Origin of the sequence: Curtobacterium sp. PhB190, from assembly GCF_004365385.1 — a bacterium.
Taxonomy (GTDB): domain Bacteria; phylum Actinomycetota; class Actinomycetes; order Actinomycetales; family Microbacteriaceae; genus Curtobacterium.
Genome location: NZ_SODN01000003.1, coordinates 395,791 through 417,423, shown reverse-complemented (window position 1 = coordinate 417,423; position 21,633 = coordinate 395,791). Strand labels below are relative to the sequence as shown.

Here is a 21,633-nt window from a genome sequence, read left to right as displayed (position 1 = left end):
CCTTTGGTCGGACTGGTCGTCGAGAGAGTCGGAGGCGGCGACCCCGGGCGGTGCTGATCCCGTCGTGGGTCAGTCGCGCAGGGTCGCCCCGAATCGCTCGCCGGCACGTCGGACTGCGCCGTCACGGGCCTCGGTGGCCTCGGCAGCGGTCAGCGTGCGGTCCGTGGCACGGAAGCGCAGGGCGAACGTCAGGGACTTCTGTCCCTCGTCCACGCCGGAGCCCCGGTAGTCATCCACGAGCCGAGCATACTCCAACAGGTCTCCGGCACCAGAGCGGACCGCATCCAACACGTCACCGGCCGGCACCCCGGCGTCGACGACCAGGGACAGGTCCTGCGTCGCTGCCGGGTACGACACGATCGGCGCGACCGCGACGAGGTCGGGGGCCGCGGCCACCATGGCGTCGAGGTCGAGCTCGACCACGGCCACCACGCGGGGCAGCACCGCAGCGGCGGACAGTTCCGGCAGGAGTTCGCCGGCGACGCCCACGACGGTGTCGCCCACGAGCAGCGACGCCGCGCGGCCCGGGTGCAGGGACGGGTGGGTGGTCTGCACGACGCGCAGTTCCACGCCGACGGCCCACGCGACCTGGCGGGCCGCGTCGATCGCGTCGGCGATGCCGTACTGCTCGGCCGCGACGCCCGCCTGCTTGCCGACGCGGTTGCCGGTGAGCAGGGCGGACACGTGGAACGGCTGTGCGGGCAGGGACGCGTCGAGCGCCTGGAGCGTCGCGCGGTCGGGCAGCGCGGCACCGGCCGGGACCTCGTCGGTGCCGAGCGTCACGCCCGTCACCGGCAGGAACACCCGCGAGGTCTCGTAGAGCGCGACGTCGAGCAGGCCGCGCGAGACGTTCCGGCGGGCGGCGTCGACGAGGGCCGGCACACCACTGCGGCGGAGCAGGTTCTGCTCGCTGTCGAGGGCGTTGGCGAGGACGACGCTCGGGCCGCCCTGCGGGTCGATCCCCGGGTAGGCGTCCTGCGTCGCGGCGGAGACGAACGGCGCCGTCACCGCTTCGACCAGACCCGCGGCGGCGAGGGCCGCGGAGACCCGACGGCGCGCCTGCTGGTGCGGGGTGAGCCCGCGTCCGGGCGGGGCCACGGGGAGCACGCTCGGGATGCGGTCGTACCCGACGATCCGCGCGACCTCTTCGACCAACGTGGTGTCGTCGGTCAGGTCCGGACGCCAGGTCGGCGGGGTGACGGCGAGCTGCGCACCGTCGACCTGCACCGTCGCGCCGATCGCACGGAGGGTGTCCACGACCTCGGCGTCGGTGTAGTCCACGCCGATGAGCTCCGCCGGACGCGAGGTCCGCATGGCGACCGTTGCACGGGGCTCGGTGTCGACGAGCGTGGAACCGAGAGCATCGGCCGTGCCGCCGGCCAGCTCGACAAGGAGGTCGACGGCGCGGTTCGCAGCAGCCTCGGCCACGAGCGGGTCGACGCCGCGCTCGAACCGACGGGAGGCCTCGCTCGGCAGCTTGTGGCGGCGAGCGGTCCGCGCGATCGAGACCTGGTCGAAGCCAGCTGCCTCGATCAGGACGTCGGTCGTGCTCGCCGAGATCTCGGTCCGGGCACCGCCCATCACGCCGGCGAGCCCGACGGGGCCGTCGTGGTCGGTGATGACGAGGTCCTCGGGGTCGAGCTTCCGCACGGCGCCGTCGAGGGTCTCGAGCGTCTCGCCGACAGCCGCACGACGGACACCCAGGCCGCCGCGGACGGTCGACAGGTCGTAGCCGTGCAGCGGCTGGCCGAGCTCGAACATGACGTAGTTCGTGATGTCGACCGGCAGCGAGATCGAACGGACGCCTGCCAGGGCGAGACGCGACACCATCCAGGCCGGTGTCTTCGCGGTGGGGTCGATGCCTCGGACGACGCGGGTGACGAAGGTGCTCGCGCCGACGCGACCGCGGATCGGGGCCTGGTCGTCGATCGTGACCGAGAAGCCCTCGGCCGTGCGGGGGGCGACGCGGTCGACGGGGTCGTGGAAGCTCGCGCCGGTGGCGTGGGCGTACTCACGTGCGACACCGCGCATGCTCAGCACGTACCCGCGGTCCGGCGTGACGTTGATCTCGACCGCCGCGTCGTCGAGGCCGAGGAGCGCGATGGCGTCCTGGCCGACGTCGGGCTCCATGTCGAGGTCTGCGAAGCGGAGGATGCCCTCGTGCTCGTCACCGAGACCGAGCTCGCGTGCTGAGGCGATCATGCCGTCGGAGACGTGGCCGTAGGTCTTGCGGGCCGCGATCGGGAACGGTCCGGGCAGCACGGCGCCGGGCAGCGTCACGACGACGAGGTCGCCCACGTCGAAGTTGTGCGCACCGCAGACGATGCCGCGGGGCTCGGGCTCGCCGACGTCCACCTGGCACCAGTTGATCGTCTTGCCGTTCTTCTGCGGTTCCGGGACGCGCTCGAGCACCCGGCCGACCACGACGGGGCCGGTCAGGTCGAACGTGTGGACGTCCTCTTCCTCGAAGCCGACCGACACGAGCGCCGCGTGGACGTGCTCGAGGGTGACGTCCTCGGGGAGGTCGACGGACTCGCCGAGCCAGCGGAGTGGGACGCGCATCAGACCACCGTTCCGAACTGCTGCGAGAAGCGGATGTCGCCCTCGAGGAAGTCACGCATGTCGTTCAGGCCGTTGCGGAACTGCAGCGTCCGCTCGATGCCCATGCCGAAGGCGAAGCCCTGGTACTCGTCCGGGTCGATGCCGGCGGCACGCAGGACGTTCGGGTTGACCATGCCGCAGCCGCCCCACTCGACCCACCGGGCGCCGCCCTTGGCGTTCGGCTGCCAGACGTCCATCTCGGCGCTGGGCTCGGTGAACGGGAAGTAGTTCGGGCGCAGACGGATCTGCGCCTCGGCGCCGAAGACCTGGCGGGCGAAGTGCTCGAGCGTGCCGCGCAGGTGTGCCATCGTCAGGCCCTTGTCGATCGCGATGCCCTCGACCTGGGTGAAGACCGGCAGGTGCGTGGCGTCGAGCTCGTCGGCGCGGTACACGCGGCCCGGAGCGATGACGTAGAGCGGGAGGTCGCGGGACAGCAGGGACCGCACCTGCACGGGCGACGTGTGGGTGCGCATGACCAGGTGCCGGTCGACCGGCTCGACGAAGATCGTGTCCGCCATGGCCCGGGCCGGGTGGTCCTGGTCGAAGTTCAGGGCGTCGAAGTTGAACCACTCGTGCTCGAGCTCGGGGCCCTCTGCCACTTCCCACCCCATGCCGACGAAGATGTCCGCGACGGCTTCGTTGAGCAGCGAGAGCGGGTGGCGCGAGCCGGTCGGGCGGTGGGTCGGCAACGCGGTGACGTCGACGCGCTCGGCTTCGAGCCGCGCGCGCTCTTCGGCCACGGCGAGGACCGACTCCTGCTCCGCGATCGCCGCGTTCAGCCGCCCGCGGGCCTGACCGACGAGCTTGCCGGCCGCGGCCTTCTGCTCCGGCGGGACGCTGCGCATCGACGCGTTCATCCGAGCCAGCGGCGACTGCTCACCGGTGTGCTCGGCCCTGGCCTGCTTCAGTTCGGCGACCGTCGTCGTGGCGCGGACGGCGGCGAGTGCTGCGTCCACGGCGTCGGCGACGGCCGATTCGCTGATCTCGAGAGGTTCTGACACGAGACCCAAGCCTACCGGCCGACGGGATACCACCCGCCTGCACCGGTCGGACTGTGGATGGCCGATGCCGACGACCGAACTGTGGAGGGAGGTCAGCTCCGGAGTGCGAACGCCGACTCGTACAGGCAGACCGAGGCCGCCGTCGCCAGGTTCATCGACTCCGCCTGGCCGTAGATCGGCACCTTCACCGCACGGTCGACGAGCGCGAGGTCCTCGGTCGTGAGCCCACGGGCCTCGTTACCGAACACCCACGCGGTCGGACCGTCGAGCATGCCCTCGGCCCGGACCACCGGCAGGTCGTCACCCGAGACGTCGGCCGCGAGCACGGTGTACCCGAGTGCCTTCGCCCGCGCGATCGTGTCGGCCAGGGTCACGCCGACCGACACCGGCACGTGGAAGAGCGAGCCCGTGGTCGACCGGACGACCTTCGGGTTGTACGGGTCCACCGACCGCCCGGTGAGGACCACCGCGTCGGCGCCGGCGGAGTCGGCGGCGCGGATGATCGTGCCGGCGTTCCCCGGGTCCCGTACCTCTTCGAGGATGGCGACCAGCCCCGGCAACGCGGCCGGCTCGTCGGCGTCCCCACGGGCCTCCAGGTCGACGGCAGCAGCAGCATCACCGACGCGACGGTCCGGGAAGACGTCCTTGACCGACGTCGGGAACTGCTGGCAGACGGCGACGACGCCCTGCGGCGTCACGGTGTCGGCCATCGCGTCGAGGACCTGCTCCGTCACGAACCAGGTGTCGACCGGCGCGTCGTCGAGGCCGTAGCGGGCTGCGGCCGTCGGCGTCACGTAGAGCTCGCGCAGCAGCTCCGGGGCGTACTCGAGTGCTTCACGCACCGCCTGCGGCCCCTCCAGCAGGAAGAGGCCCGTTTCGGCACGGACGTCCTTCTTCGACAGGGCCGCGACGGCCTTCACGCGTCCGGCACGGGGGTTCTCGAGGAGTTCGCTCACGACCCAAGTCTAGGAACGACGAAACCCCCGCCGTGCGGCGGGGGTTTCGCGAGCAGAAGAACTGACTACGCAGCCTTCGGGGCCGAGGTGTCGGCCGGGAGGGCCTTCTTCGCGGTCTCGACGAGCGCGGTGAAGGTCTCGGGGTTGTTCACCGCGAGGTCGGCGAGGATGCGACGGTCGACCTCGACACCGGCGAGACCCAGACCCTGGATCAGACGGTTGTAGGTCAGGCCGTTCGCACGGGACGCAGCGTTGATGCGCTGGATCCACAGGCGACGGAACTCGCCCTTCTTCGCGTGACGGTCGCGGTACGCGTAGACCAGGGAGTGGGTGACCTGCTCCTTGGCCTTGCGGTACAGACGCGAACGCTGGCCGCGGTAACCCTCGGCGCGCTCGAGGATGACGCGGCGCTTCTTGGCGGCGTTGACCGCTCTCTTTACTCGTGCCATTGCACTATTCCTTTACGATCCGGGGGCTCAGTGGCCGAGGAGCTTCTTGACGTTCTTCGCGTCTGCCTTGGAGAGGACCTGGTCCTCGTTCAGGCGGGCCTTGCGCTTGGAGCTCTTGACCTCGAGGTTGTGACGCATACCGGCCTGCTGCTTCATGACCTTGCCGGTACCGGTGATCTTGAAGCGCTTCTTCGACCCGGAGTGGGTCTTCTGCTTGGGCATGGTGGTGCCTTTCCGTGGGATGGATGGGAGCCGCGTCGTTGCGGGGTCGGTCTGGGTGACCTACTCGGCGGGAGCGTCGCTCTTGGCCGGTGCCGTGTCCTGCGCGGGAGCCTCGGCCGGGGCCTCGGTCTCCGTCTCGGCGTCCGAGTGGTCCTTCGCAGCGTGCTCGGTGGCACGACGCTCGGCCTTCTGTGCAGCGCGCTTCGCGTTCTGCTCGCCCTTGACGTCGGACTTGTTCTTCAGGGGGGCGATGATCATCGTCATGTTGCGGCCGTCCTGGGTGGGACGGGACTCGACGACGCCGAACTCGGCGATCTCCTCCGCGAACTTGTGGAGGAGACGGACACCCTGCTCCGGACGCGACTGCTCGCGGCCACGGAAGAGGATCATCGCCTTCACCTTGTCGCCACCGAGGAGGAACCCCTCGGCGCGCTTGCGCTTCGTCTCGTAGTCGTGCACGTCGATCTTCAGGCGGAAACGGACCTCTTTCAGGTCCGTGTTCACCTGGTTGCGACGGGCTTCCTTGGCCTTCTGAGCGGCTTCGTACTTGAACTTGCCGTAGTCCATGATCTTGGCCACGGGCGGCTTCGAGTTCGGCGCGACCTCGACCAGATCCAGTTCGGCTTCCTGCGCGAGGCGCAGTGCCATGGCGATCGGGACAACGCCGACCTGCTCACCCTGCGGGCCGACGAGTCGGACTTCGGGAACGCGGATTCGGTCGTTGGTACGGGGATCGGTGATGCGGAGCTCCTTCAATCAGGTGGTGGTCGTCCGGGACGTTTGCCCTGGACGACAGCACGAGAGAGGAGATCTGACGCACGGATCGGAACCCGTTCGGCAGCCGCCCTGCGTCGGATCCGTGGACCCGACCGACGTGTGCACCCAGTTGCTGTGCACTCGTGGAGCGGTGGTGACCCGGTAGCCTGGTGGAACGCGGCCGCGGGTGGGAGAGACTCCTCTTTCGTGACACCGTCCGAGCGCTTCAGGAGAACCTGATGGCACACGGACAGCATCTGCCGCGAGCGAGTCTAGCAGAGGAGTACCGTGACCGACACCCCGATCGACGACGACGGCAGCGGCATCGACGCCGCCAGGGACATCTCGGAGGTGCCGGCCGTCGAACTCATCAACACCGTGGCCGTGCACCTGCTCAGTGCCGCCGCCGTGAAGGTCGGCCTGGCCGACGACCCCCAGGAGCAGACCGACCTGGACGAGGCGCGCAAGCTCATCACCGCACTGGCCGGACTGGTCACCGCCGCGGCGACCGAGATCGGCGACCACCACGCCCGTCCGCTGCGCGACGGGCTGCGCTCGGTGCAGCTCGCGTTCCGCGAGGCGTCGGCGATCCCGGACGCACCGGGCGCCGGACCGGGCGAGAAGTACACCGGCCCCGTCAACTGACGGCTGGCGGCTGACGCACGACGGGCACTGTCCGTCACGGCGTTCGACGGGAGGCCCGTGGCGGGATCGCCACGGGCCTCCCGTCCGCCTTCGGGTGCGCGGTCAGGACCCGCTGCGGCCGACCAGGCGCGTGACGGCCGTGAGCGGGATGCCGACCCAGTCGGGTCGGTTCCGGGTCTCGTAGACGACCTCGTAGACGGCCTTGTCGAGCTCGAACGCATCCAGGAGTTCCCGGTGTGCGCCGAGGTCGGTGCCGGTCCCCCGCTGGTACCCGTCGAGGAACCGCACGCGTGCCTCGTCCGCCCAGCCCGCTGCGTCGACCGGTTCCGCGTCGTGCGCCAGGGCTCCGGCGACGTAGTCGAACGACCGGAGCATGCCGGCCACGTCACGGAGCGTGACGTCCGGCAACGAGCGTTCGGCCAGAGGGCGGAGCGGCTCCCCCTCGAAGTCGAGGAAGACCCACCCGCGCGGCTCCGGGGCAGCGAGCACCTGCCCGAGGTGCAGGTCGCCGTGGATGCGCTGCAGGTCCGGCCAGGGCGTCGCCGCCGCCCTGGCGTACACCGCTCGGATCGCGTCTGCGTGCTCGGCGACGGCCGGGGCCTCACGCGCGGCGGTGTCGAGCCGCTCGTCCATCGTCGCGACGGCGGTCCGTCGTCGCGCCTCGTCGGCGGGCTCGGACGGCAGTGCCTCGGCGAGGGTGCGGTGGACTTCGGCGAGCGCCGCCCCGAGATGCTCGGCCCGATCGCCGAAGGGCGTGCCGGCGTGCGCTTCCTCGAGGGCCACGCGCCAGGCGTCCTCGAGGCCCGGCAGGAACTCCTGCGCGAACGCGAGGTGACCGGTCGCCGTGCCGCTGCCCTGCCCGACGTCGGGCCAGCTGCCCCGTAGTGCGCCGTAGACCTGGGGGACGCGAGCACTGCCGGCTGCGGACAACGCGAGCTGCGTCGTGACGTCGGGGTTGTCGCCGTGGTGCAGGACGCGGAACACCTTGATGATGACGCGGGCACCGGACTCGGTGTCGCAGATGACCGAGGTGTTGGACTGCTCACCCGTCAGGACGCGGGCAGCCGTGACGGTGCCGATGGGGCGGAGGCTCTGCGGGTCCGCGTCGATGCGTGCGGCGAGCGCCGTGATCCACGCGTGGTCGGCGGTGGCGTCGGCGATGGTGCCGTCGGGGCCGCTGGTCACGGGTGACTGGTAGAGGACCGGAGCCGCTGGTGCTGCGGGGGCTTCGTCGAGGACGAGCCGGGTGTCGTCGGCGGTGGAGAGGGTGCGGAGGCGCGGCACGGACCCCTTCGAGGCGTACCACCGGCGGTCGGCGATCCAGGACTCGAGGTCGTGGTCGCTCGGGGCGGTGGCGCTCGGGGGTGCGGTGGCGCTCGGGGGTGCGGTGTCGCGGGTGTCGGGTGCGGTGTCGCTGGGGTGGCGGGCTCCGTCGCTCATGCAGCGGACCGTACGCGCCGAGTGCTGGCGAGGTGCCGAGTCCGTCACTCATCCCTGCACAGCTCGCGGTTCTGGGCCGCCCGTCCACAGAACGCGCCTGCGCTCGGACCGCACGGGTGCTGGCGGACGACACTTGCGGACATGCCGAGCCAGCACCCCGCCCCCGACACCGCCCGCACCGACCCCCGCCGGAGTTGGCGGATCCCCGACGACCGCCGGTTGCCGGCACTCGAGCCCCTCGCATCCGCCGTCGAACGGCACGAGCCCGTGTCGCTCCGCGAGACCGTGTGGGACTCCGACGAGCGCGTGCTCGCGGCCGAAGGGGTGACGCTCACCCGCGCCCAGGACGGCGCCTGGAGCCTCGACCACGGCGACGGCCCGGTGCCGGTGGGCGCGGACCTCGATCGACCGGACGGCGAGCAGCCCCCGCGTGACGGGGTCGAGGTGTTCCTGCGCGGGCGGGCGGTGGCGACGGTCCGCCTCCGGGACACCACGACGACGCTCGTGACCCTGCGCGGCAAGGACGGTCGGGTCCGGGCCGAGATCGCCGACGTCCGGGTGGACGAAGGCGACCCGGACACCACGGTGCTGCGGTCCGCACGGTGGTGGGCCCTGTCGGACGACGGGCGGGACGGCGCCACGGCACGGGCCGCGGAGCGAGCGCTGGACGACGCGGCCACCGAGCCGCCGTCGACCTCGGCGGTCGCGGTTGCGCCCGCTCCCGTGCTCGCCCCGGAGCGGCGCGGCAACCGGGCGAAGCGACCACGTTCGGGCACCGCTGCGGCGTTCGTGCTGCGGGTCCTCGAGTCGCTGCGCGCCGACCTCGTCGCGGTCGACCCCCGAGTCCGCGCCGACGACCACGAGTCGGTGCACGACTTCCGGAAGGTGGTCCGTCGGCTGCGGAGCGTGCTCGCGGCGTACCGCGGAGCCCTCGACCGCGAGGCAACCGAGGCACTGCGGGCCGCCCTCGCCGAAGCCGGACGGGTCGCCGGTGTCGCCCGCGATGCCGAGGTCCTGCACGGCGGGCTGTTCCGGTCAGCGGCGCGGGCCCCCGACGGCTTCGTCGACGCGCCGACGCTGGACCGGATCGGCGAGCAGGCGGCGGCACTCCGCAGCGCGGCCGCAGCGGAACTCCGCCTGGCGCTGCGTTCGGACGACTGGTTCCGTACCCTCGACGCGCTGGACCAGCTGCTGCTCCGCGCCCCGGCCGGACCGCACGCCGACGACGCCGCCGCTGCCTTCGTGGCGAAGCGCATCGACCGCGAGCGCGCTCGGGTCCGACGACTGGTCGACGGTGGTGCGGCGGGTCTCGACGTCCTGCGCGAGATCCGGAAGGCGGCACGGCGCCTGCGGTACGCGCTGGAGGCAGCCGGTGACGTCGCCGACCTCGGGAAGCGGCGGCTCGGCCGGCTGCGGCGGGTGCAGGAGACGCTCGGTGACGCCCTCGACGCGGCACACGCGGCAGATGCCTACCGGCGGCTGTCCGGGCCCGCGGCTCGGGACGGCGCGGACACCTTCGGGTACGGGGCGCTGGCGACGGCCGAGCACGCCGTGCTCGAGCGGGGGCTGCGACGATCGCGGAAGCTGCTCGCCCGGCTGTGAGCGCTGCTCGGCCTGCTGCTCGTCGCGCTCCTCTGCGAGAATCGCAGGCGTGCCCCACTACCTCGAGGACCTCGCCGCCGGACAGACCTTCACGACCCCGGGTCGCACGATCACCGAGGCGGACGTCGTGTCCTTCGCCTCGTGGACGAACGACAACAACCAGGTGCACACCGACGTCGAGTTCGCCGGCAAGACCCGGTACGGCCAGCGGGTCGTGCACGGGCTGCTCGGCACCTCCCTCTGCCTGGGGCTCATCGCACGGACCGGGGTGTTCGAGGGGTCGGCCGTGGCACTGCTCGGGATCGACCAGTGGCGGTTCACCGCGCCGGTGTTCATCGGGGACACCGTGACCTGCGAGGTCGAGATCCTGTCGACGCGCCTGACGAGCTCCGGCACGACCGGCATCGTCGAGCGGACGGTCTCACTGCGGAACCAGCGCGGCGACGTCGTGCAGCAGGGACGCATGGACGTGATGGTCCTGACGCGCGACGCCGCGATCGCCTGACGTCGCCCCGAGCACCCACCGAGTTCTCCGGATGGCAATCGTTGCGACACTCTTTACAACGATGTACCAGCGCGGGAGCATGGACCCATGAGCACGCTCGACGGCACCGTGGCCGCACCTGACACCGCATCCGCTCCCGCACTCCCCCTCGCCTCGCGGCAGGACGGCACCTACCCCCGGCCGCAGATGCTCCGCACCGCGTGGGCCGACCTCGACGGCACGTGGTCCTTCCGGAACGACGGCGACGACACCGCCTGGCGCACCGGGTTCCCCGACGCCCGCGACATCGTCGTGCCGTTCCCGCCCGAGTCTGTCGCCTCGGGCATCGACGAGCCCGGCTTCCACCCGGTGGTCTGGTACTCCCGTGCGATCACCCGCGCCGATCTCGAGGCCGCCGGTCTCGGCACCGCCGCACCCCGACTCGTCCTGCACTTCGGCGCCGTCGACTACCGCGCCCGCGTCTGGATCGACGGCCAGTTCGTCGGCGAACACGAGGGCGGCCACACGCCGTTCTCCTTCGACGTGACCGACGCCCTCGCCACCGACCCCGACGCCGTCCACACCCTGGTCGTCCGCGCCGAGGACGACCCGCACGACCTGACCCAGCCCCGCGGCAAGCAGGACTGGCACGAGGACCCGCACGCCATCTGGTACCGCCGCACCACGGGCATCTGGCAGACGGTCTGGCTCGAGGCCGTGCCGACCGCCTCGATCGAGTACCTGCGCTGGACGAACGTCGACCACGCCACCGTCCGCCTGACGGTCCGGATCGCTGGCGGCCGCACCGGCGGCGAGCGCCTGCGCGTCGTCGCCCGGTGGGACGAGCGCGACGAGCACCTCGCCACCGTCGAGGCCACGCTCGGTGACACCTCGGACGAGTTCGACGTGGTCGTGCCGATCGCGCGCCAGACGAACGGGCAGGCCGAGGACGAACTGCACTGGACCCCGGACGCCCCGCGCCTGGTCGACGCCACGGTCTCGCTCCTCCCCCGTACCGGCACGACGCCGATCGACTCCGTCGCGTCCTACTTCGGGCTCCGCACCGTCGGCGTCGACGGCGGCACCTTCCTGCTGAACGGCCGCAGCTACGACGTCCGCAGTGTCCTGAACCAGGGCTACTGGCCGGACTCGCACATCGCCGCACCGTCGCGCGAAGCACTGCGCCGCGAGGTCGAGCTCATCAAGGAGCTCGGCTTCAACGCGGCGCGCAACCACCAGAAGATCGAGGACCCCCGGTTCCTGTACTGGGCGGACCGACTCGGCATCCTGGTCTGGGGCGAGGCCCCCGGCGCCTACGCCTTCTCACCGCGAGCCGTCCAGCGCCTGATGCGCGAGTGGATGGACGCCGTCGAGCGTGATGCCTCGCACCCGTCGATCGTCACGTGGGTGCCGGCGAACGAGAGCTGGGGCGTGCAGCACATCGCCACCGACCCGGCGCAGCAGGCCTACGCCCGGTCCCTGGCCGACGTCACGCGGGCGATCGACCCGACGCGTCCGGTGATCTCGAACGACGGGTGGGAGCACACCAACTCCGACATCGTCACGATCCACGACTACGAGGGTGCCGGCGACGCACTCGCCCGCACCTACGCCGACGACGCAGCACGCACGGCACTGTTCGCCCACTTCGGCCCGTCGGACCGCTGGGTGCTCGTGGGTGGCGCGCAGGACCTCGGCCAGCCGGTGATGCTCACCGAGTTCGGTGGCGTGAACTACCAGCCGGGTGCACAGCGCGAGGACGGCTGGGGCTACACCTCGGCCAGCGACGGCGACGACTGGGTCACCCGCATCACGGCGCTGTACGACGCGATCCGGGCGAGCTCGTTCCTGGCCGGCTCCTGCTACACGCAGCTGACCGACACCATGCAGGAGACGAACGGCCTGCTCAACGCCGACCGCTCCCCGAAGGTCCCGATCGAGCAGATCCGTCGCGCGGTCACCGGTCGCTAGCCGGGAGGCCCGCACTTCGTGAGCAGTAATGGTCGGGTCCGGTAGACGGACCCGACCACCGCTGCTCACCATGAGGGCAGGTCGGCGCGCAGCCCGACGCACGGCCGCCCGCTGACGCGGGCACGGGCCCTGGTCTGCGAGGATCGGGCGGGTGACGAGCGTGGCGGAGACGAGCCGGGCCTCCCGGTCGGGGGTGCGCAGCCTGCTGACCGGAGCCCGCAGTGCGTGGACCGCGCCCCTGCTCATCTGGGCCGCCTCGCGCCTGGTGAGCACGCTGCTGCTCGCCACGATGTACGTGCTGGCGACCGCGAACGACTGGACGTTCGCGTCGTACCGGCAGGACCCGTCGTTCTTCACGTTCTCCGGATCGTGGGACGCCTCGTTCTACCGGACCATCGCGGAGCACGGGTACCCGGCCACGCTCCCCCTCGACGATGCGGGTCACGTCGCGCCGAACGCCTGGGCGTTCCTGCCGGTGTTCCCGGCCATCGTGCGGGCCGTCATGACCCTGACGGGGGCCTCGTTCTGGGTCGCCGGCGTCCTCGTGGCGACGATCGCGGGAGCCGGGGCCTGCGTGCTGCTGTACCGGTTGGTGCTCGCGGTCGGGTGCTCGCACCGGGCCCGCTGGGCCACCGCACTGTTCGCGTTCGCGCCGACCGGGTTCCTGCTGCAGGTCGCCTACGCCGAGAGCCTGCTGCTCGTGCTGCTGTTCGGAGCGCTGCTGGCGCTGGTCCGGCGGCGGTACTGGCTGATCGCGCCGCTCGGGGTGGTCGCGGCGTTCACGAAACCCGGGGTCCTCGCGTTGGCCGTGGCGCTGGCCGTGCACCTGGTCGTCCGGTGGGTCGGGTCCCGCCGGTCTGCTCGACCTGCCGAGGTGTTCCCGTGGCGTGACCGCATCACGATCGTGGCGTCCGGGCTCGTCGTCGCGGCGGCGGGTCTGGCCTGGCCGGTGATCGCCTCGGCGGTGACCGGGCGGCCGAACGCCTACCTGGACACCGAACTGTCGTGGTGGGTGGGGTTCGTCGGGCGACGACACTTCGCCCCGTTGACGCCGTGGTTCACGATGGCATCGACGTGGCTCGGACCGCTCGGCATCGTGCTCGTCGTCGCGGTGCTCGTCGGCGCGGTGTGGTTCTTCTCTCGCAGGAGTACCCGGACCCTCGGACCGGACGTCCTCGCGTTCACGGCGTCGTACGGGCTGTACCTGGTCGCGGTGTTCCTGCCGCAGCAGTCGTTGCCGCGGCTGCTCATGCCGATGGCGCCGTTGCTCGGGTCGGACGTGTTCGTGCGGACGCGGCGGCGAGCGGTGACGTGGCTCGTGGTCGGGGTGTGCCTGCAGCCCGTCGCGATCGTGCTGCTCTGGTTCCTCGGGTACCCCTGAGGTGCTCGGGGTGTTCCTGAGCTGCTCGCGGTGCTCCTGAGCGCGGCGCGGGCCCGTCGGGCTACGCGTCGAAGGTGTGGAACCAGGCGCTTCCGCCCGGGTGCTGCACCGTGATCATCTCGTCGAGGTCGCGGTACGGGCCGTCCTGGTTGTGGCTCGCCGACTTGATGCGGATGGTGCCGTCGGACTCGGTGAAGACCTCGGACACGATGGTGGTGTGGTCCGGCGACCCGTTCGCGTTCCAGTCGTAGAAGACGATGTCGCCGACCTTGACCTTGTCGCGCTCGTCCGAGGAGCGTCGGGTGAGCCCGAACTCCGCAGCGTTCGTCTCGAGCCACGGGTCCATCGTCGGGCAGTACGTCCACGTGGCGCTGTGCTCGGCGCCGGCGGCCCGGTTGTACCAGTCGGAGCGCTGCTCCCAACCGCGGGCGATGAGCGTCTGGCTGACGTAGTTCGCGCAGTCGCCACCGATCGGGTTCATGGTGCCGTACTCGGACAGGTTGTAGTCCTTCCAGTGCGCCATCGCGTACTGGAGCTGCCGGTCGACGTCGGTCAACGCGACGTAGGCCATCGACGACGTCGCCACCGCGGTGGATGCATCGGGCACCGGCGCTGCCGTGGGGGTCGGCGTCGCAGTGGCCGAGTCCTGCGTCGCGCCGGTCTGCCCGTCGTTCGCGGCGCTGCCGTTGCCGTCGGACGACTGGTTGGCGGACGGGGTCGGCTCGATCGACTCGGTGAAGAGCGCGACGGCGGCGTCACCGGCGGTGTACATCGCCTGGTGTGGAGCCGTGAAGGTGACCTTCGACGCCGTCGCCGTGACGTCGCGGGCGGCGACCCCGCCGACGGTGACGCCCTTGACCGCGGCGAGACCGGTGCCCGCGACGGTGACCGTGACGCCGCCGACGAGCGGGACCTGCGCCGGGGTCAGGGACTTCGCGGCGGGCTTGGGGGTGGTCGTGCTCGTGCCGCCCTCGGCGTTGTCGTCCTTGCCGCTGCTGCCACTCTTCTTGCCGGCATCGTCGCTGCCGGACGAGCACGCGGCGACCGCGAGCCCGATCCCGGCGACACCGGCGAGGGACAGGAGTGCGCGGCGGTTCATCGAGGCAGTCATGACACAGCCAGCGTAAGCGACGCACCTGACGTTCCGACACGGCATGATCGTCTCCGGGGGGCGAGCGTCCTCCGCGTCCGCACGGACGCGTTCGAGAGGATCAGCAGACCATGCCCGAGAGCCACGACTTCTTCGTCGCCACCGACCCCGAGACCGCTCGCGGTCAGGTCCGACTCGCCCTCAGCCGCGAGGGCTACACGGTGGACGACGCCGAACAGGGAGCGCTCCGGGCCACCCGCGGCAGCATGGGCCTGACGCTGCTCATCGGCGGTCTCGCGAACGACCGCACCTTCCACACTCGGCTCGACGTGCAGATCATGGTCACCGCGGACGGCCGCACCGTCGCTCGACTGCTGCGCGGCTCCGGCAAGTCCGCGATCAAGGGCGGGGCGATCGGGATCTCGCGCGGCAACCGCGCGTTCGAGCAGGCCGCGAACGCGATCCACACGTCATTCGCGCAGGCGGGCGTCCTGACGGACAGCTTCGCGAGCTGACGCGGTCGCCGCGGGCGCTGGCACGCGTTTTCCGACAGAACACCCGACGAACGACTCGTGGATCGTCGCGAACCGCGTGTGGCCTCGTCAGGAGCAGGAGACGTTTCGGTCAATCGTGGCTGAGCCGTACCGCACCTCGACCTGCACCATCGCGATCTTGCCGCCGGGCAGCGGCGCGCCAGAGCATGCCTTTCGCGCCTTCGTGACGGTGCTCTTGCCGAGGGCAATCCAGTTCGATCGTCCGTAGAGCGGGCTGTTCGACTTGACCGGACCTGCGATGGTCTTCCACTGCGAGACCGTCGAGTACAGGCCGATCGTCCGGACCCCACCGGCCTTGAGTCCAGTGATCATGCCCTGCATCGCAGCGCGGTTCTGCGCAGTGTTCGACTGGTAGGACAGCCCAGTCTCGACGTCCAGCCACCATCGGTAGGCGGCCGGGCGCCCGGCACCACGTATGGTGACGTCGTCGTACGCCCTCGCGTACCCGTACATGTACGAGCACGCCAGGGTGAGCTGCTTCTTACCGCCCTTGGTCGCGCACCTTCCGAACGGGTTCGACGGCGTCTTGCCGCGGTAGGCGTTCGACGTCGGCCAGACCTTCGCCTTGAGTCCCGGGTTGGCGAACAACACGTACAGCTGTGTCTTGGGCTGAGTCGATCCGCCTACGGACTGTGCAGCCCAGCGAAGCTGTTCGGCGAGGCACGGGTTCGTTGAGTCACCGAGGGAGCCGTTCACCCCGACGATGGCGAAAGCTTGACCCGTCGGCACCTGAGCGCCGCACTGCGGCCAGGAGATGTCGACGCCCAGCGGCGTGACAGCGGCAGAAGCCCCCGAAGCCGGCCCTGCCACTGCGAGGCCCGCAGCCACGACGACGGCGGCCGAGATGGTCGCGACAAGACGACTGAGACGGTTCATGTTCTCCCCCTGACTGGACCTGCGCGTGGGCGGGCCGCGCCCCGTCGACGCACCGTGAGTCTAGAACGATGCGCTCAGCAACACACCACCCCTGTTCGCGAACTGTGCACGACGACACAGTGACGCGAGCCTGTGGAACTCACCGAACGCAGAACGGCCCGGAACCTGTCGGTTCCGGGCCGTTTCGGCATTGCCTTGGTGGAGCTAAGGGGATTCGAACCCCTGACCTTCTCATTGCGAACGAGACGCGCTACCAACTGCGCCATAGCCCCAAGTGCTCGACCACACTAGCACCACCGTTCGGCCGATCCGAAATCGTGGACAGCCGGTCGGGCGAGCCGCGACTCAGACCGCGCGGCGCCGACGCATGATCGCGTCGAGGTCGGCCTGCTGGTACGCGTCGTCGTCCAGGACACCCATGCCGGCCCACTTGCTCGGCGGACCCGTCGGCGTGGTCGGCTCGTCCGGCGTCTCCGCGACGAGCTCCGGTACTGCGGGAGCACGGAGCCCCAGCCGCTCGGCGAGACGCCCCTGGTCGTGGGCGGACAGCGACGCGGCAGCGTCCTCGAGCTCGGGCCGCATGCGTGACACCCGGGCGAGCGACGGGTCGGCCTCGCCCGCTCGGATGGCGGCGGCTTCGGCATCCGCCTCCGCCTTGGCCTCGGCGACGCGCTCCTTGAGTCGCGCAGCGAGCTCGGCGGACGACTCCGGTGAGGCAGCGGGCGCTGTCGGTCGCTCCACGTACAGCGGCTTCGGCACCCGGTTCGGGGTCCAGCTGCGGTCCTGCGCGGGTTCTGCGGACTGCTCGGTCGTCAGCGGCGGTGCCGGGTCCGTCCACGTGCTCGCAGGCCGGGAGGCACGGGTCGCGCCCGCCTCGGCCGCCGCGACACGGGTCTTCCGTGCCGTCGCCACCTGGTGCAGCTGGGCAAGGACGGCTGCGGACCCACCCGCGGCGAGGAGCCCGGCGACACCGACGAGCCACAGGGCGGGTGCTGCGACGAAGACGACGAGCGCGACGACGACGCCGAGCGTGCCGAACAGGGTGGCTCCGAGCCGGGAGCGTCGCATGCGCAGCGCGGTCAGTGCGGGCACCGACGACGCACGCTCGAGGACGGGGGCCTGCTCGGCAAGCCGACGGGTGATCTCGCGCTGACGTGCGGCCTCGTGGGCGCGGACGATCGCGGTGCGCTTGGCCTCTTCGGACCGGGCGACGCGCTGCGCCTCGGCCAGGGACTTCGCGTTCATCTCGACACGGACCTCGTCGGGCAGTTCAGCGGTCTGCGCCAGGATCCGCAGGGTCTGCTGCAGTCGGATCGCGTTGCGTTCGGTGGCCAGGTACTGGCGTCGGGCGGCCCACGACGGCATCAGGTAGACGAGCCAGAGGACGGCCGCGACGAGCAGGACGATGCCGCCACCCCACGAGCCGATTCCTGCCATGGGGACACGGTAGGGGCGGGGGTATCCCCGTCGCGTGATTGCGGAACGCGTGTTGCGCGTGTCGCGGCGGAATCCGTGGGACGTGCCACGGGCCTCCCGTCAGAGACGCGGCGTGGTGGTGATCGGCAGCGCCGCTTCGTCACGGGCCGCGAGCGGCACGGCACCGAGGCCGGGTGGCACCTGCCCGCGGACCCAGCGCTCGAGGACGCCCTCACGGACCTCCTCGGCCACGAGCGCGAAGCAGAAGTGGTCGCGCCAGTCGCCGTTGATGTGGATGTACCGGCGGCGCAGCCCTTCGTACCGGAAGCCCAGCTTCTCGACGACGCGCAGCGACGGGGCGTTCTCGGGCCGGATGCAGATCTCGATGCGGTGCACGCCGACCGCGCGGAAGCAGTGGTCGACGGCCAGGGCGACCGAGATCGGGGTCACGTTGTGTCCGGCGGCGTCCTCGACGACCCAGTAGCCGATCGAGGCACTGGCCAGCGACCCGTAGGTGATGCCGGAGACGTTCAGCTGCCCGACGAACCGGCCGTCGAGTTCCATCGCGAACGGCAGTCCGAGTCCCGCGCGGGCGTTGGCCTGGAGCGCGCGGATGCTGCCGCGGACGTCGGTGGAGACGTGTCCTGAGGGGTTCGTGGCCTCCCAGGTGCGGAGCCACGAACGGTTCGACGCGAGCGCGAGGTCGAGGTCGCGCGTGTCACGGAGCCGGAGGGGCCGGATGGTGACCCGCCCGTGGGACAGGGTCGGGATCGTCGTCATCGCTTGGTTCCTCCGGGATCCCGCCGCTGTGCGGGACGGGGTGTCCCGCCCGGGTCCGTGTGCACGGTCCCGGGCGGGATGGCCGACTCATTCGCCCGCGTTGAACTCCTTCAGCCACGACTTGAGGTCGGGGCCGAGGTCTTCGCGGTCCGAGGCGAGCTGCACGATCGCCTTGATGTAGTCGAGTTTGTCACCGGTGTCGTACCGGCGTCCACGGAACACGACGCCGTACACGCCGCCGGTCCACTCCTCGGCGCTCGCCATCTTCATGAGCGCGTCGGTGAGCTGGATCTCGCCGCCCTTGCCCGGCTCCTGCTTCTCGAGGACGTCGAAGACCTCGGGGCGGATGACGTAGCGGCCGATGATGGCCAGGTTCGAGGGCGCCTCGCCCTGCGGGGGCTTCTCGACGAGCCCGGTGATCTTCACGACGTCGTCGGTGTCGGTCGGCTCGACCGTGGCGATGCCGTACAGGTGGGTCTGCGACTCGGGAACCTCGAGCAGCGCCACGATCGTGGCGTTCTTCTCGCCCTGGACCTCGATCATGCGCTTGAGCAGCGGGTCGCGGGCGTCGATGATGTCGTCGCCGAGGAGCACGGCGAACGGCTCGCGGCCGACGTGCATCTTCGCGCGGAGCACCGCGTGGCCGAGGCCGAGCGGGTCGCCCTGACGCACGTAGTGCATGTCGGCGAGGTCCGTCGACTGGTTGACCTTCTGCAGCTTCTCGTGGTCACCCTTCTTCTTGAGGGTCTCCTCGAGCTCCGACACGTGGTCGAAGTGGTTCTCGAGTGCGTTCTTGTTGCGGCCCGTGATCATCAGGACGTCGGTGAGTCCTGCGTCGACAGCCTCTTCCACCACGTACTGGATGGCTGGCTTGTCGACGACGGGGAGCATCTCCTTCGGCATCGCCTTGGTCGCGGGGAGGAAGCGAGTGCCCAGCCCTGCCGCTGGGATCACCGCCTTGGAAATCTGGAAGCCCATGCCCCAGACCGTATCCGATCCGGGTTTCCGGGGCATGTCATCGCTACTGGGGACACGGCATCAGCGCGTTTCCCGGCGGGAAGCCGCAACGGATGCGCTCGGTAGACTCCTGCGCATGATCGCTGATCTCGGGAACGAGAAGCGCGCCCTGCGAGCCGAACTCCGGCAGCGGCGGCGCACCCGGACCACGACGGAACGCGACGCGGACAGTGCGGCGCTCACCGCGACCCTGCAGCGCTTCGCCGAGGAGCGCCAGGTCACCTCGCTGGCGCTCTACCTCTCGGCGTCGGACGAGCCGAACGTCCGGCCGTTCCTGAACTGGGCGTTCGCGCACGACATCCGGGTGCTCCTGCCGGTCACGCGCGAGGACGGCCTGCTCGACTGGGCGGTCGGCGACGGTGAGAGCGAGACGGAGGGCATCTTCGGCATGCCCGAGGTCGTCGGCGAGGTCCTGTCCCCGATCGCCATCAACGACGTCGACGCGATCCTCGCCCCCGCGGCTGCGGTCGGGCACGACGGCGTCCGGATGGGATGGGGTCGCGGCTACTACGACAAGACCCTCGGGTCCATGGCGAAGCGCCCGCCCGTCTATGCTGTGATCTTCGACGCGGAGTACCTCGACGAGGTCCCGCGCGAACCCCACGACGAACCCGTCGACGGCATCATCACGCCGTCGCGCATCATCACGTTCCGGAGCTGACGTGCCCACTTACTCGTACCGTTGCACCGAGTGCGACAACGCGTTCGACATCAAGCAGTCGTTCTCCGACGCCACCCTGACCGAGTGCCCGGTGTGCGGCGGTGTCCTGCGCAAGGTGTTCTCCCCCGTCGGCGTGACGTTCAACGGCGGCGGCTTCTACCGCACCGACTCCCGCCCGGCGCCGAAGTCCGAGAGCTCGTCGAGCACGCCGGCCAAGTCAGAGACGAAGTCCGCCCCGGCGAAGACCGAGTCGAAGCCGAGCACGCCGAAGCCCAGCGCCTCCTGACCACGAGCACTCCTCGCCGATAGGTTGATGGGGTCGCCGTCCGGCGACTGTCCTCGACCGGAAGGAGTCCCGTGAAGGGCTTCAAGGAGTTCCTGCTCCGCGGCAACGTCATCGACCTGGCCGTCGCAGTCGTCATCGGTGCTGCGTTCACCGCGATCGTCACCGCGATCGTCACCAGCCTCATCAACCCCCTGATCGGCGCGGTCTTCAACGCGTCGAGCCTCGACAAGGCGCTCGTCGTCCACATCCCGACGGTCTCCGGCGGGGACGCGAAGATCCTGTTCGGCGCGATCATCGGCGCGGTGCTCAACTTCGTCATCGTCGCCGCGGTCGTGTACTTCGCGCTCGTCGTGCCCGTGAACCACCTGAAGAAGGTGGCGTTCGAGCGCGTCAAGAACGACGAGGAGCAGACCCCGCAGGACGTGCCCCCGACGGACGTCGAGGTGCTGCTCGAGATCCGCGACCTGCTCCGCTCCCAGAACGGCGTCTCCACGAGCACGGGAACCGGCGCGCACATCGCCCCGAACACCGCTCCCGAGGGACCCGGCATCGGCGGCTCGACGAAGCTCTAGCAGGGTCGTCCCCGCCGAAAGCGCCGCGATCGCGCCCCTCCACGGCCATCGCGCCCCGACTCTTCGGGGCGCGATGCCCGTTCGGGGGCGCGATCGTGCGCTACCGGCCGCAGCCGGCGTCACGCTGCGGCAGGGGGCGCGTCAGGCGGCCGTGACCGCTCGGCGCTTGGCGAACATCGCCGTCGCGTACTGGATACCCGCCAGGACGTGGCCCACGGTGCCGAGGTAGACGAAGACCAGTGCGACGACCCGCACCCACGGCGCGTTCTCGTCGACGGCGTGCACGGCCGAGAACAGCAGCACCGGCAGCCCGACGAAGAGCAGCGCGGAGCGGATCTTGCCGGTCCACGTGACGTCGAGGTCCGGGTTGCCGTGGAACAGCACGCTCGACAGCACCACGAGCACCAGGTCGACGAGCACGACGACCGCGACGACCCACCACGGCAGCAGGCCGGTCAGCACGAGCGACAGCACGATCGCGATGATGGCGAGTCGGTCGGCGACGGGGTCGATCGCCTTGCCGAGCTTCGAGCCCTGGTCGAACTTGCGCGCGATGAAGCCGTCCGCCCAGTCGCTCACGCCGATGACGACGAGTGCGACGAGCGCCCAGCCCGGGTGTCCGGCGACGACGAGCCACACGAAGACCGGGATCAGCAGCAGCCGGAACAGCGAGATCAGGTTCGGCCAGGTCTGCCAGTCGGGGCGCTCCCGCACGGTGTCAGTCATCGCAGGCCAGGCTACCTGCTACCAGTGGGGCGGGACGTCCGCCCGGAGACGGACATCGTTCTCGCCGGTTCCGTGCCGCGCCGGCTCCGGCGCGGGGGTGGGGTCCGAGCCCGGCACCGGCTGGGTGGTGACGCGTCTGCGGCGCCG

At 70.8% G+C, this 21,633-nt stretch carries 22 protein-coding genes and 1 tRNA gene; 9 read left to right on the top strand and 14 right to left on the bottom strand.

Going from position 1 to position 21,633, the window contains the following annotated elements; all coding sequences use genetic code 11:
* Positions 1-69: 69 nt before the first annotated feature.
* From pheT to infC, 6 genes are all read right to left on the bottom strand, one after another.
* A complete protein-coding gene (gene pheT, locus EDF47_RS07305; RefSeq protein ID WP_133938870.1) occupies positions 70-2,562 on the bottom strand; it encodes a phenylalanine--tRNA ligase subunit beta in 2,493 nt (830 codons plus the stop codon).
* On the bottom strand, positions 2,562-3,602 hold the full coding sequence (pheS, locus tag EDF47_RS07300) for a phenylalanine--tRNA ligase subunit alpha (protein ID WP_111086283.1): 1,041 nt from the start codon (positions 3,600-3,602) through the stop codon (positions 2,562-2,564). The genes pheT and pheS overlap by 1 nt, the downstream gene beginning before the upstream one ends.
* A gap of 92 nt (positions 3,603-3,694) precedes the next feature.
* Positions 3,695-4,558 (bottom strand): RNA methyltransferase, encoded by an 864-nt coding sequence (locus tag EDF47_RS07295; RefSeq protein WP_123293373.1) that lies wholly within the window; start codon positions 4,556-4,558, stop codon positions 3,695-3,697.
* 65 nt (positions 4,559-4,623) lie between these two features.
* Positions 4,624-5,007, bottom strand: a complete 384-nt coding sequence (gene rplT, locus EDF47_RS07290; RefSeq protein ID WP_111086285.1) for a 50S ribosomal protein L20 — start codon at positions 5,005-5,007, stop codon at positions 4,624-4,626.
* 27 nt (positions 5,008-5,034) lie between these two features.
* Positions 5,035-5,229: a 50S ribosomal protein L35 gene (rpmI, locus tag EDF47_RS07285; protein ID WP_111086286.1), complete on the bottom strand. Its 195-nt coding sequence runs from the start codon at positions 5,227-5,229 to the stop codon at positions 5,035-5,037.
* Between the two features lie 60 nt (positions 5,230-5,289).
* A complete protein-coding gene (infC, locus tag EDF47_RS07280; RefSeq protein WP_123293372.1) occupies positions 5,290-5,985 on the bottom strand; it encodes a translation initiation factor IF-3 in 696 nt (231 codons plus the stop codon).
* A 288-nt stretch (positions 5,986-6,273) separates the two neighbouring features.
* Here infC and EDF47_RS07275 point away from each other — a divergent pair, with 288 nt between their 5' ends.
* The gene (locus EDF47_RS07275) at positions 6,274-6,630 is read left to right on the top strand and encodes a DUF1844 domain-containing protein (RefSeq protein ID WP_173170823.1); all 357 of its coding nucleotides are present in this window, start codon (positions 6,274-6,276) and stop codon (positions 6,628-6,630) included.
* 102 nt (positions 6,631-6,732) lie between these two features.
* On the opposite strand, the gene EDF47_RS07270 is transcribed toward EDF47_RS07275, so the two are convergent.
* Positions 6,733-8,070 (bottom strand): phosphotransferase, encoded by a 1,338-nt coding sequence (locus tag EDF47_RS07270; protein WP_133938868.1) that lies wholly within the window; start codon positions 8,068-8,070, stop codon positions 6,733-6,735.
* Positions 8,071-8,211: 141 nt separating this feature from the next.
* Between EDF47_RS07270 and EDF47_RS20165 the strand changes: the two genes are divergently transcribed.
* The 4 genes from EDF47_RS20165 (at position 8,212) to EDF47_RS07250 (ending at position 13,508) form a co-directional block, all read left to right on the top strand.
* Positions 8,212-9,672 carry a CHAD domain-containing protein gene (locus EDF47_RS20165; RefSeq protein ID WP_133938866.1) on the top strand — a complete coding sequence of 487 codons (1,461 nt, stop codon included), beginning with the start codon at positions 8,212-8,214 and terminating at the stop codon, positions 9,670-9,672.
* Between the two features lie 49 nt (positions 9,673-9,721).
* On the top strand, positions 9,722-10,177 hold the full coding sequence (locus EDF47_RS07260; RefSeq protein ID WP_123293369.1) for a MaoC/PaaZ C-terminal domain-containing protein: 456 nt from the start codon (positions 9,722-9,724) through the stop codon (positions 10,175-10,177).
* Positions 10,178-10,264: 87 nt separating this feature from the next.
* Positions 10,265-12,127, top strand: coding sequence for a glycoside hydrolase family 2 TIM barrel-domain containing protein (locus EDF47_RS07255; protein WP_131877387.1), 1,863 nt, complete (start codon positions 10,265-10,267; stop codon positions 12,125-12,127).
* A 151-nt stretch (positions 12,128-12,278) separates the two neighbouring features.
* Positions 12,279-13,508, top strand: coding sequence for a hypothetical protein (locus EDF47_RS07250; protein WP_207913206.1), 1,230 nt, complete (start codon positions 12,279-12,281; stop codon positions 13,506-13,508).
* A gap of 61 nt (positions 13,509-13,569) precedes the next feature.
* On the opposite strand, the gene EDF47_RS19765 is transcribed toward EDF47_RS07250, so the two are convergent.
* The gene (locus tag EDF47_RS19765) at positions 13,570-14,619 is read right to left on the bottom strand and encodes an amidase domain-containing protein (RefSeq protein ID WP_243698000.1); all 1,050 of its coding nucleotides are present in this window, start codon (positions 14,617-14,619) and stop codon (positions 13,570-13,572) included.
* Positions 14,620-14,729: 110 nt separating this feature from the next.
* On the opposite strand from EDF47_RS19765, the gene EDF47_RS07240 reads away from it, so the two are divergent.
* Complete coding sequence (locus EDF47_RS07240) at positions 14,730-15,113, top strand: hypothetical protein (RefSeq protein ID WP_123293366.1); 384 nt, start codon at positions 14,730-14,732, stop codon at positions 15,111-15,113.
* 87 nt (positions 15,114-15,200) lie between these two features.
* On the opposite strand, the gene EDF47_RS07235 is transcribed toward EDF47_RS07240, so the two are convergent.
* The 5 genes from EDF47_RS07235 to galU all read right to left on the bottom strand — a co-directional run bounded on the left by EDF47_RS07235 (position 15,201) and on the right by galU (position 19,202).
* A complete protein-coding gene (locus tag EDF47_RS07235; protein WP_131877388.1) occupies positions 15,201-16,028 on the bottom strand; it encodes a hypothetical protein in 828 nt (275 codons plus the stop codon).
* 196 nt (positions 16,029-16,224) lie between these two features.
* Positions 16,225-16,300 (bottom strand) — tRNA-Ala (locus EDF47_RS07230).
* A gap of 73 nt (positions 16,301-16,373) precedes the next feature.
* The gene (locus EDF47_RS07225) at positions 16,374-17,465 is read right to left on the bottom strand and encodes a hypothetical protein (protein WP_131877389.1); all 1,092 of its coding nucleotides are present in this window, start codon (positions 17,463-17,465) and stop codon (positions 16,374-16,376) included.
* 99 nt (positions 17,466-17,564) lie between these two features.
* Entirely contained in the window at positions 17,565-18,224 is a 660-nt protein-coding gene (locus EDF47_RS07220; protein WP_111086296.1) for a GNAT family protein, read from the bottom strand.
* 87 nt (positions 18,225-18,311) lie between these two features.
* Positions 18,312-19,202 carry a UTP--glucose-1-phosphate uridylyltransferase GalU gene (gene galU, locus EDF47_RS07215; RefSeq protein WP_111086297.1) on the bottom strand — a complete coding sequence of 297 codons (891 nt, stop codon included), beginning with the start codon at positions 19,200-19,202 and terminating at the stop codon, positions 18,312-18,314.
* Between the two features lie 115 nt (positions 19,203-19,317).
* On the opposite strand from galU, the gene EDF47_RS07210 reads away from it, so the two are divergent.
* The 3 genes from EDF47_RS07210 (at position 19,318) to mscL (ending at position 20,760) form a co-directional block, all read left to right on the top strand.
* On the top strand, positions 19,318-19,902 hold the full coding sequence (locus tag EDF47_RS07210; protein WP_123293363.1) for a 5-formyltetrahydrofolate cyclo-ligase: 585 nt from the start codon (positions 19,318-19,320) through the stop codon (positions 19,900-19,902).
* 1 nt (position 19,903) lies between these two features.
* Positions 19,904-20,188 carry an FmdB family zinc ribbon protein gene (locus EDF47_RS07205; RefSeq protein ID WP_133938860.1) on the top strand — a complete coding sequence of 95 codons (285 nt, stop codon included), beginning with the start codon at positions 19,904-19,906 and terminating at the stop codon, positions 20,186-20,188.
* Between the two features lie 71 nt (positions 20,189-20,259).
* Positions 20,260-20,760, top strand: a complete 501-nt coding sequence (mscL, locus tag EDF47_RS07200; protein WP_133938858.1) for a large conductance mechanosensitive channel protein MscL — start codon at positions 20,260-20,262, stop codon at positions 20,758-20,760.
* A gap of 141 nt (positions 20,761-20,901) precedes the next feature.
* Here the strand turns inward: mscL and EDF47_RS07195 are convergent, their stop codons facing one another.
* Positions 20,902-21,486 (bottom strand): CDP-alcohol phosphatidyltransferase family protein, encoded by a 585-nt coding sequence (locus EDF47_RS07195; RefSeq protein WP_123936808.1) that lies wholly within the window; start codon positions 21,484-21,486, stop codon positions 20,902-20,904.
* Between the last annotated feature and the right edge of the window lie 147 nt (positions 21,487-21,633).

Excerpts from the sequence above, each read along its gene's own strand:
- pheT (WP_133938870.1), bottom strand. The coding sequence starts at position 2,562 with ATGCGCGTCCCACTCCGCTGGCTCGGCGAGTCCGTCGACCTCCCCGAG.
- rplT (WP_111086285.1), bottom strand. The coding sequence starts at position 5,007 with ATGGCACGAGTAAAGAGAGCGGTCAACGCCGCCAAGAAGCGCCGCGTC.
- rpmI (WP_111086286.1), bottom strand. The coding sequence starts at position 5,229 with ATGCCCAAGCAGAAGACCCACTCCGGGTCGAAGAAGCGCTTCAAGATC.
- EDF47_RS07270 (WP_133938868.1), bottom strand. The coding sequence starts at position 8,070 with ATGAGCGACGGAGCCCGCCACCCCAGCGACACCGCACCCGACACCCGC.
- EDF47_RS20165 (WP_133938866.1), top strand. The coding sequence starts at position 8,212 with ATGCCGAGCCAGCACCCCGCCCCCGACACCGCCCGCACCGACCCCCGC.
- EDF47_RS07255 (WP_131877387.1), top strand. The coding sequence starts at position 10,265 with ATGAGCACGCTCGACGGCACCGTGGCCGCACCTGACACCGCATCCGCT.
- EDF47_RS19765 (WP_243698000.1), bottom strand. The coding sequence starts at position 14,619 with ATGACTGCCTCGATGAACCGCCGCGCACTCCTGTCCCTCGCCGGTGTC.
- EDF47_RS07240 (WP_123293366.1), top strand. The coding sequence starts at position 14,730 with ATGCCCGAGAGCCACGACTTCTTCGTCGCCACCGACCCCGAGACCGCT.
- EDF47_RS07235 (WP_131877388.1), bottom strand. The coding sequence starts at position 16,028 with ATGAACCGTCTCAGTCGTCTTGTCGCGACCATCTCGGCCGCCGTCGTC.
- EDF47_RS07225 (WP_131877389.1), bottom strand. The coding sequence starts at position 17,465 with ATGGCAGGAATCGGCTCGTGGGGTGGCGGCATCGTCCTGCTCGTCGCG.
- EDF47_RS07220 (WP_111086296.1), bottom strand. The coding sequence starts at position 18,224 with ATGACGACGATCCCGACCCTGTCCCACGGGCGGGTCACCATCCGGCCC.
- galU (WP_111086297.1), bottom strand. The coding sequence starts at position 19,202 with ATGGGCTTCCAGATTTCCAAGGCGGTGATCCCAGCGGCAGGGCTGGGC.
- EDF47_RS07210 (WP_123293363.1), top strand. The coding sequence starts at position 19,318 with ATGATCGCTGATCTCGGGAACGAGAAGCGCGCCCTGCGAGCCGAACTC.
- EDF47_RS07195 (WP_123936808.1), bottom strand. The coding sequence starts at position 21,486 with ATGACTGACACCGTGCGGGAGCGCCCCGACTGGCAGACCTGGCCGAAC.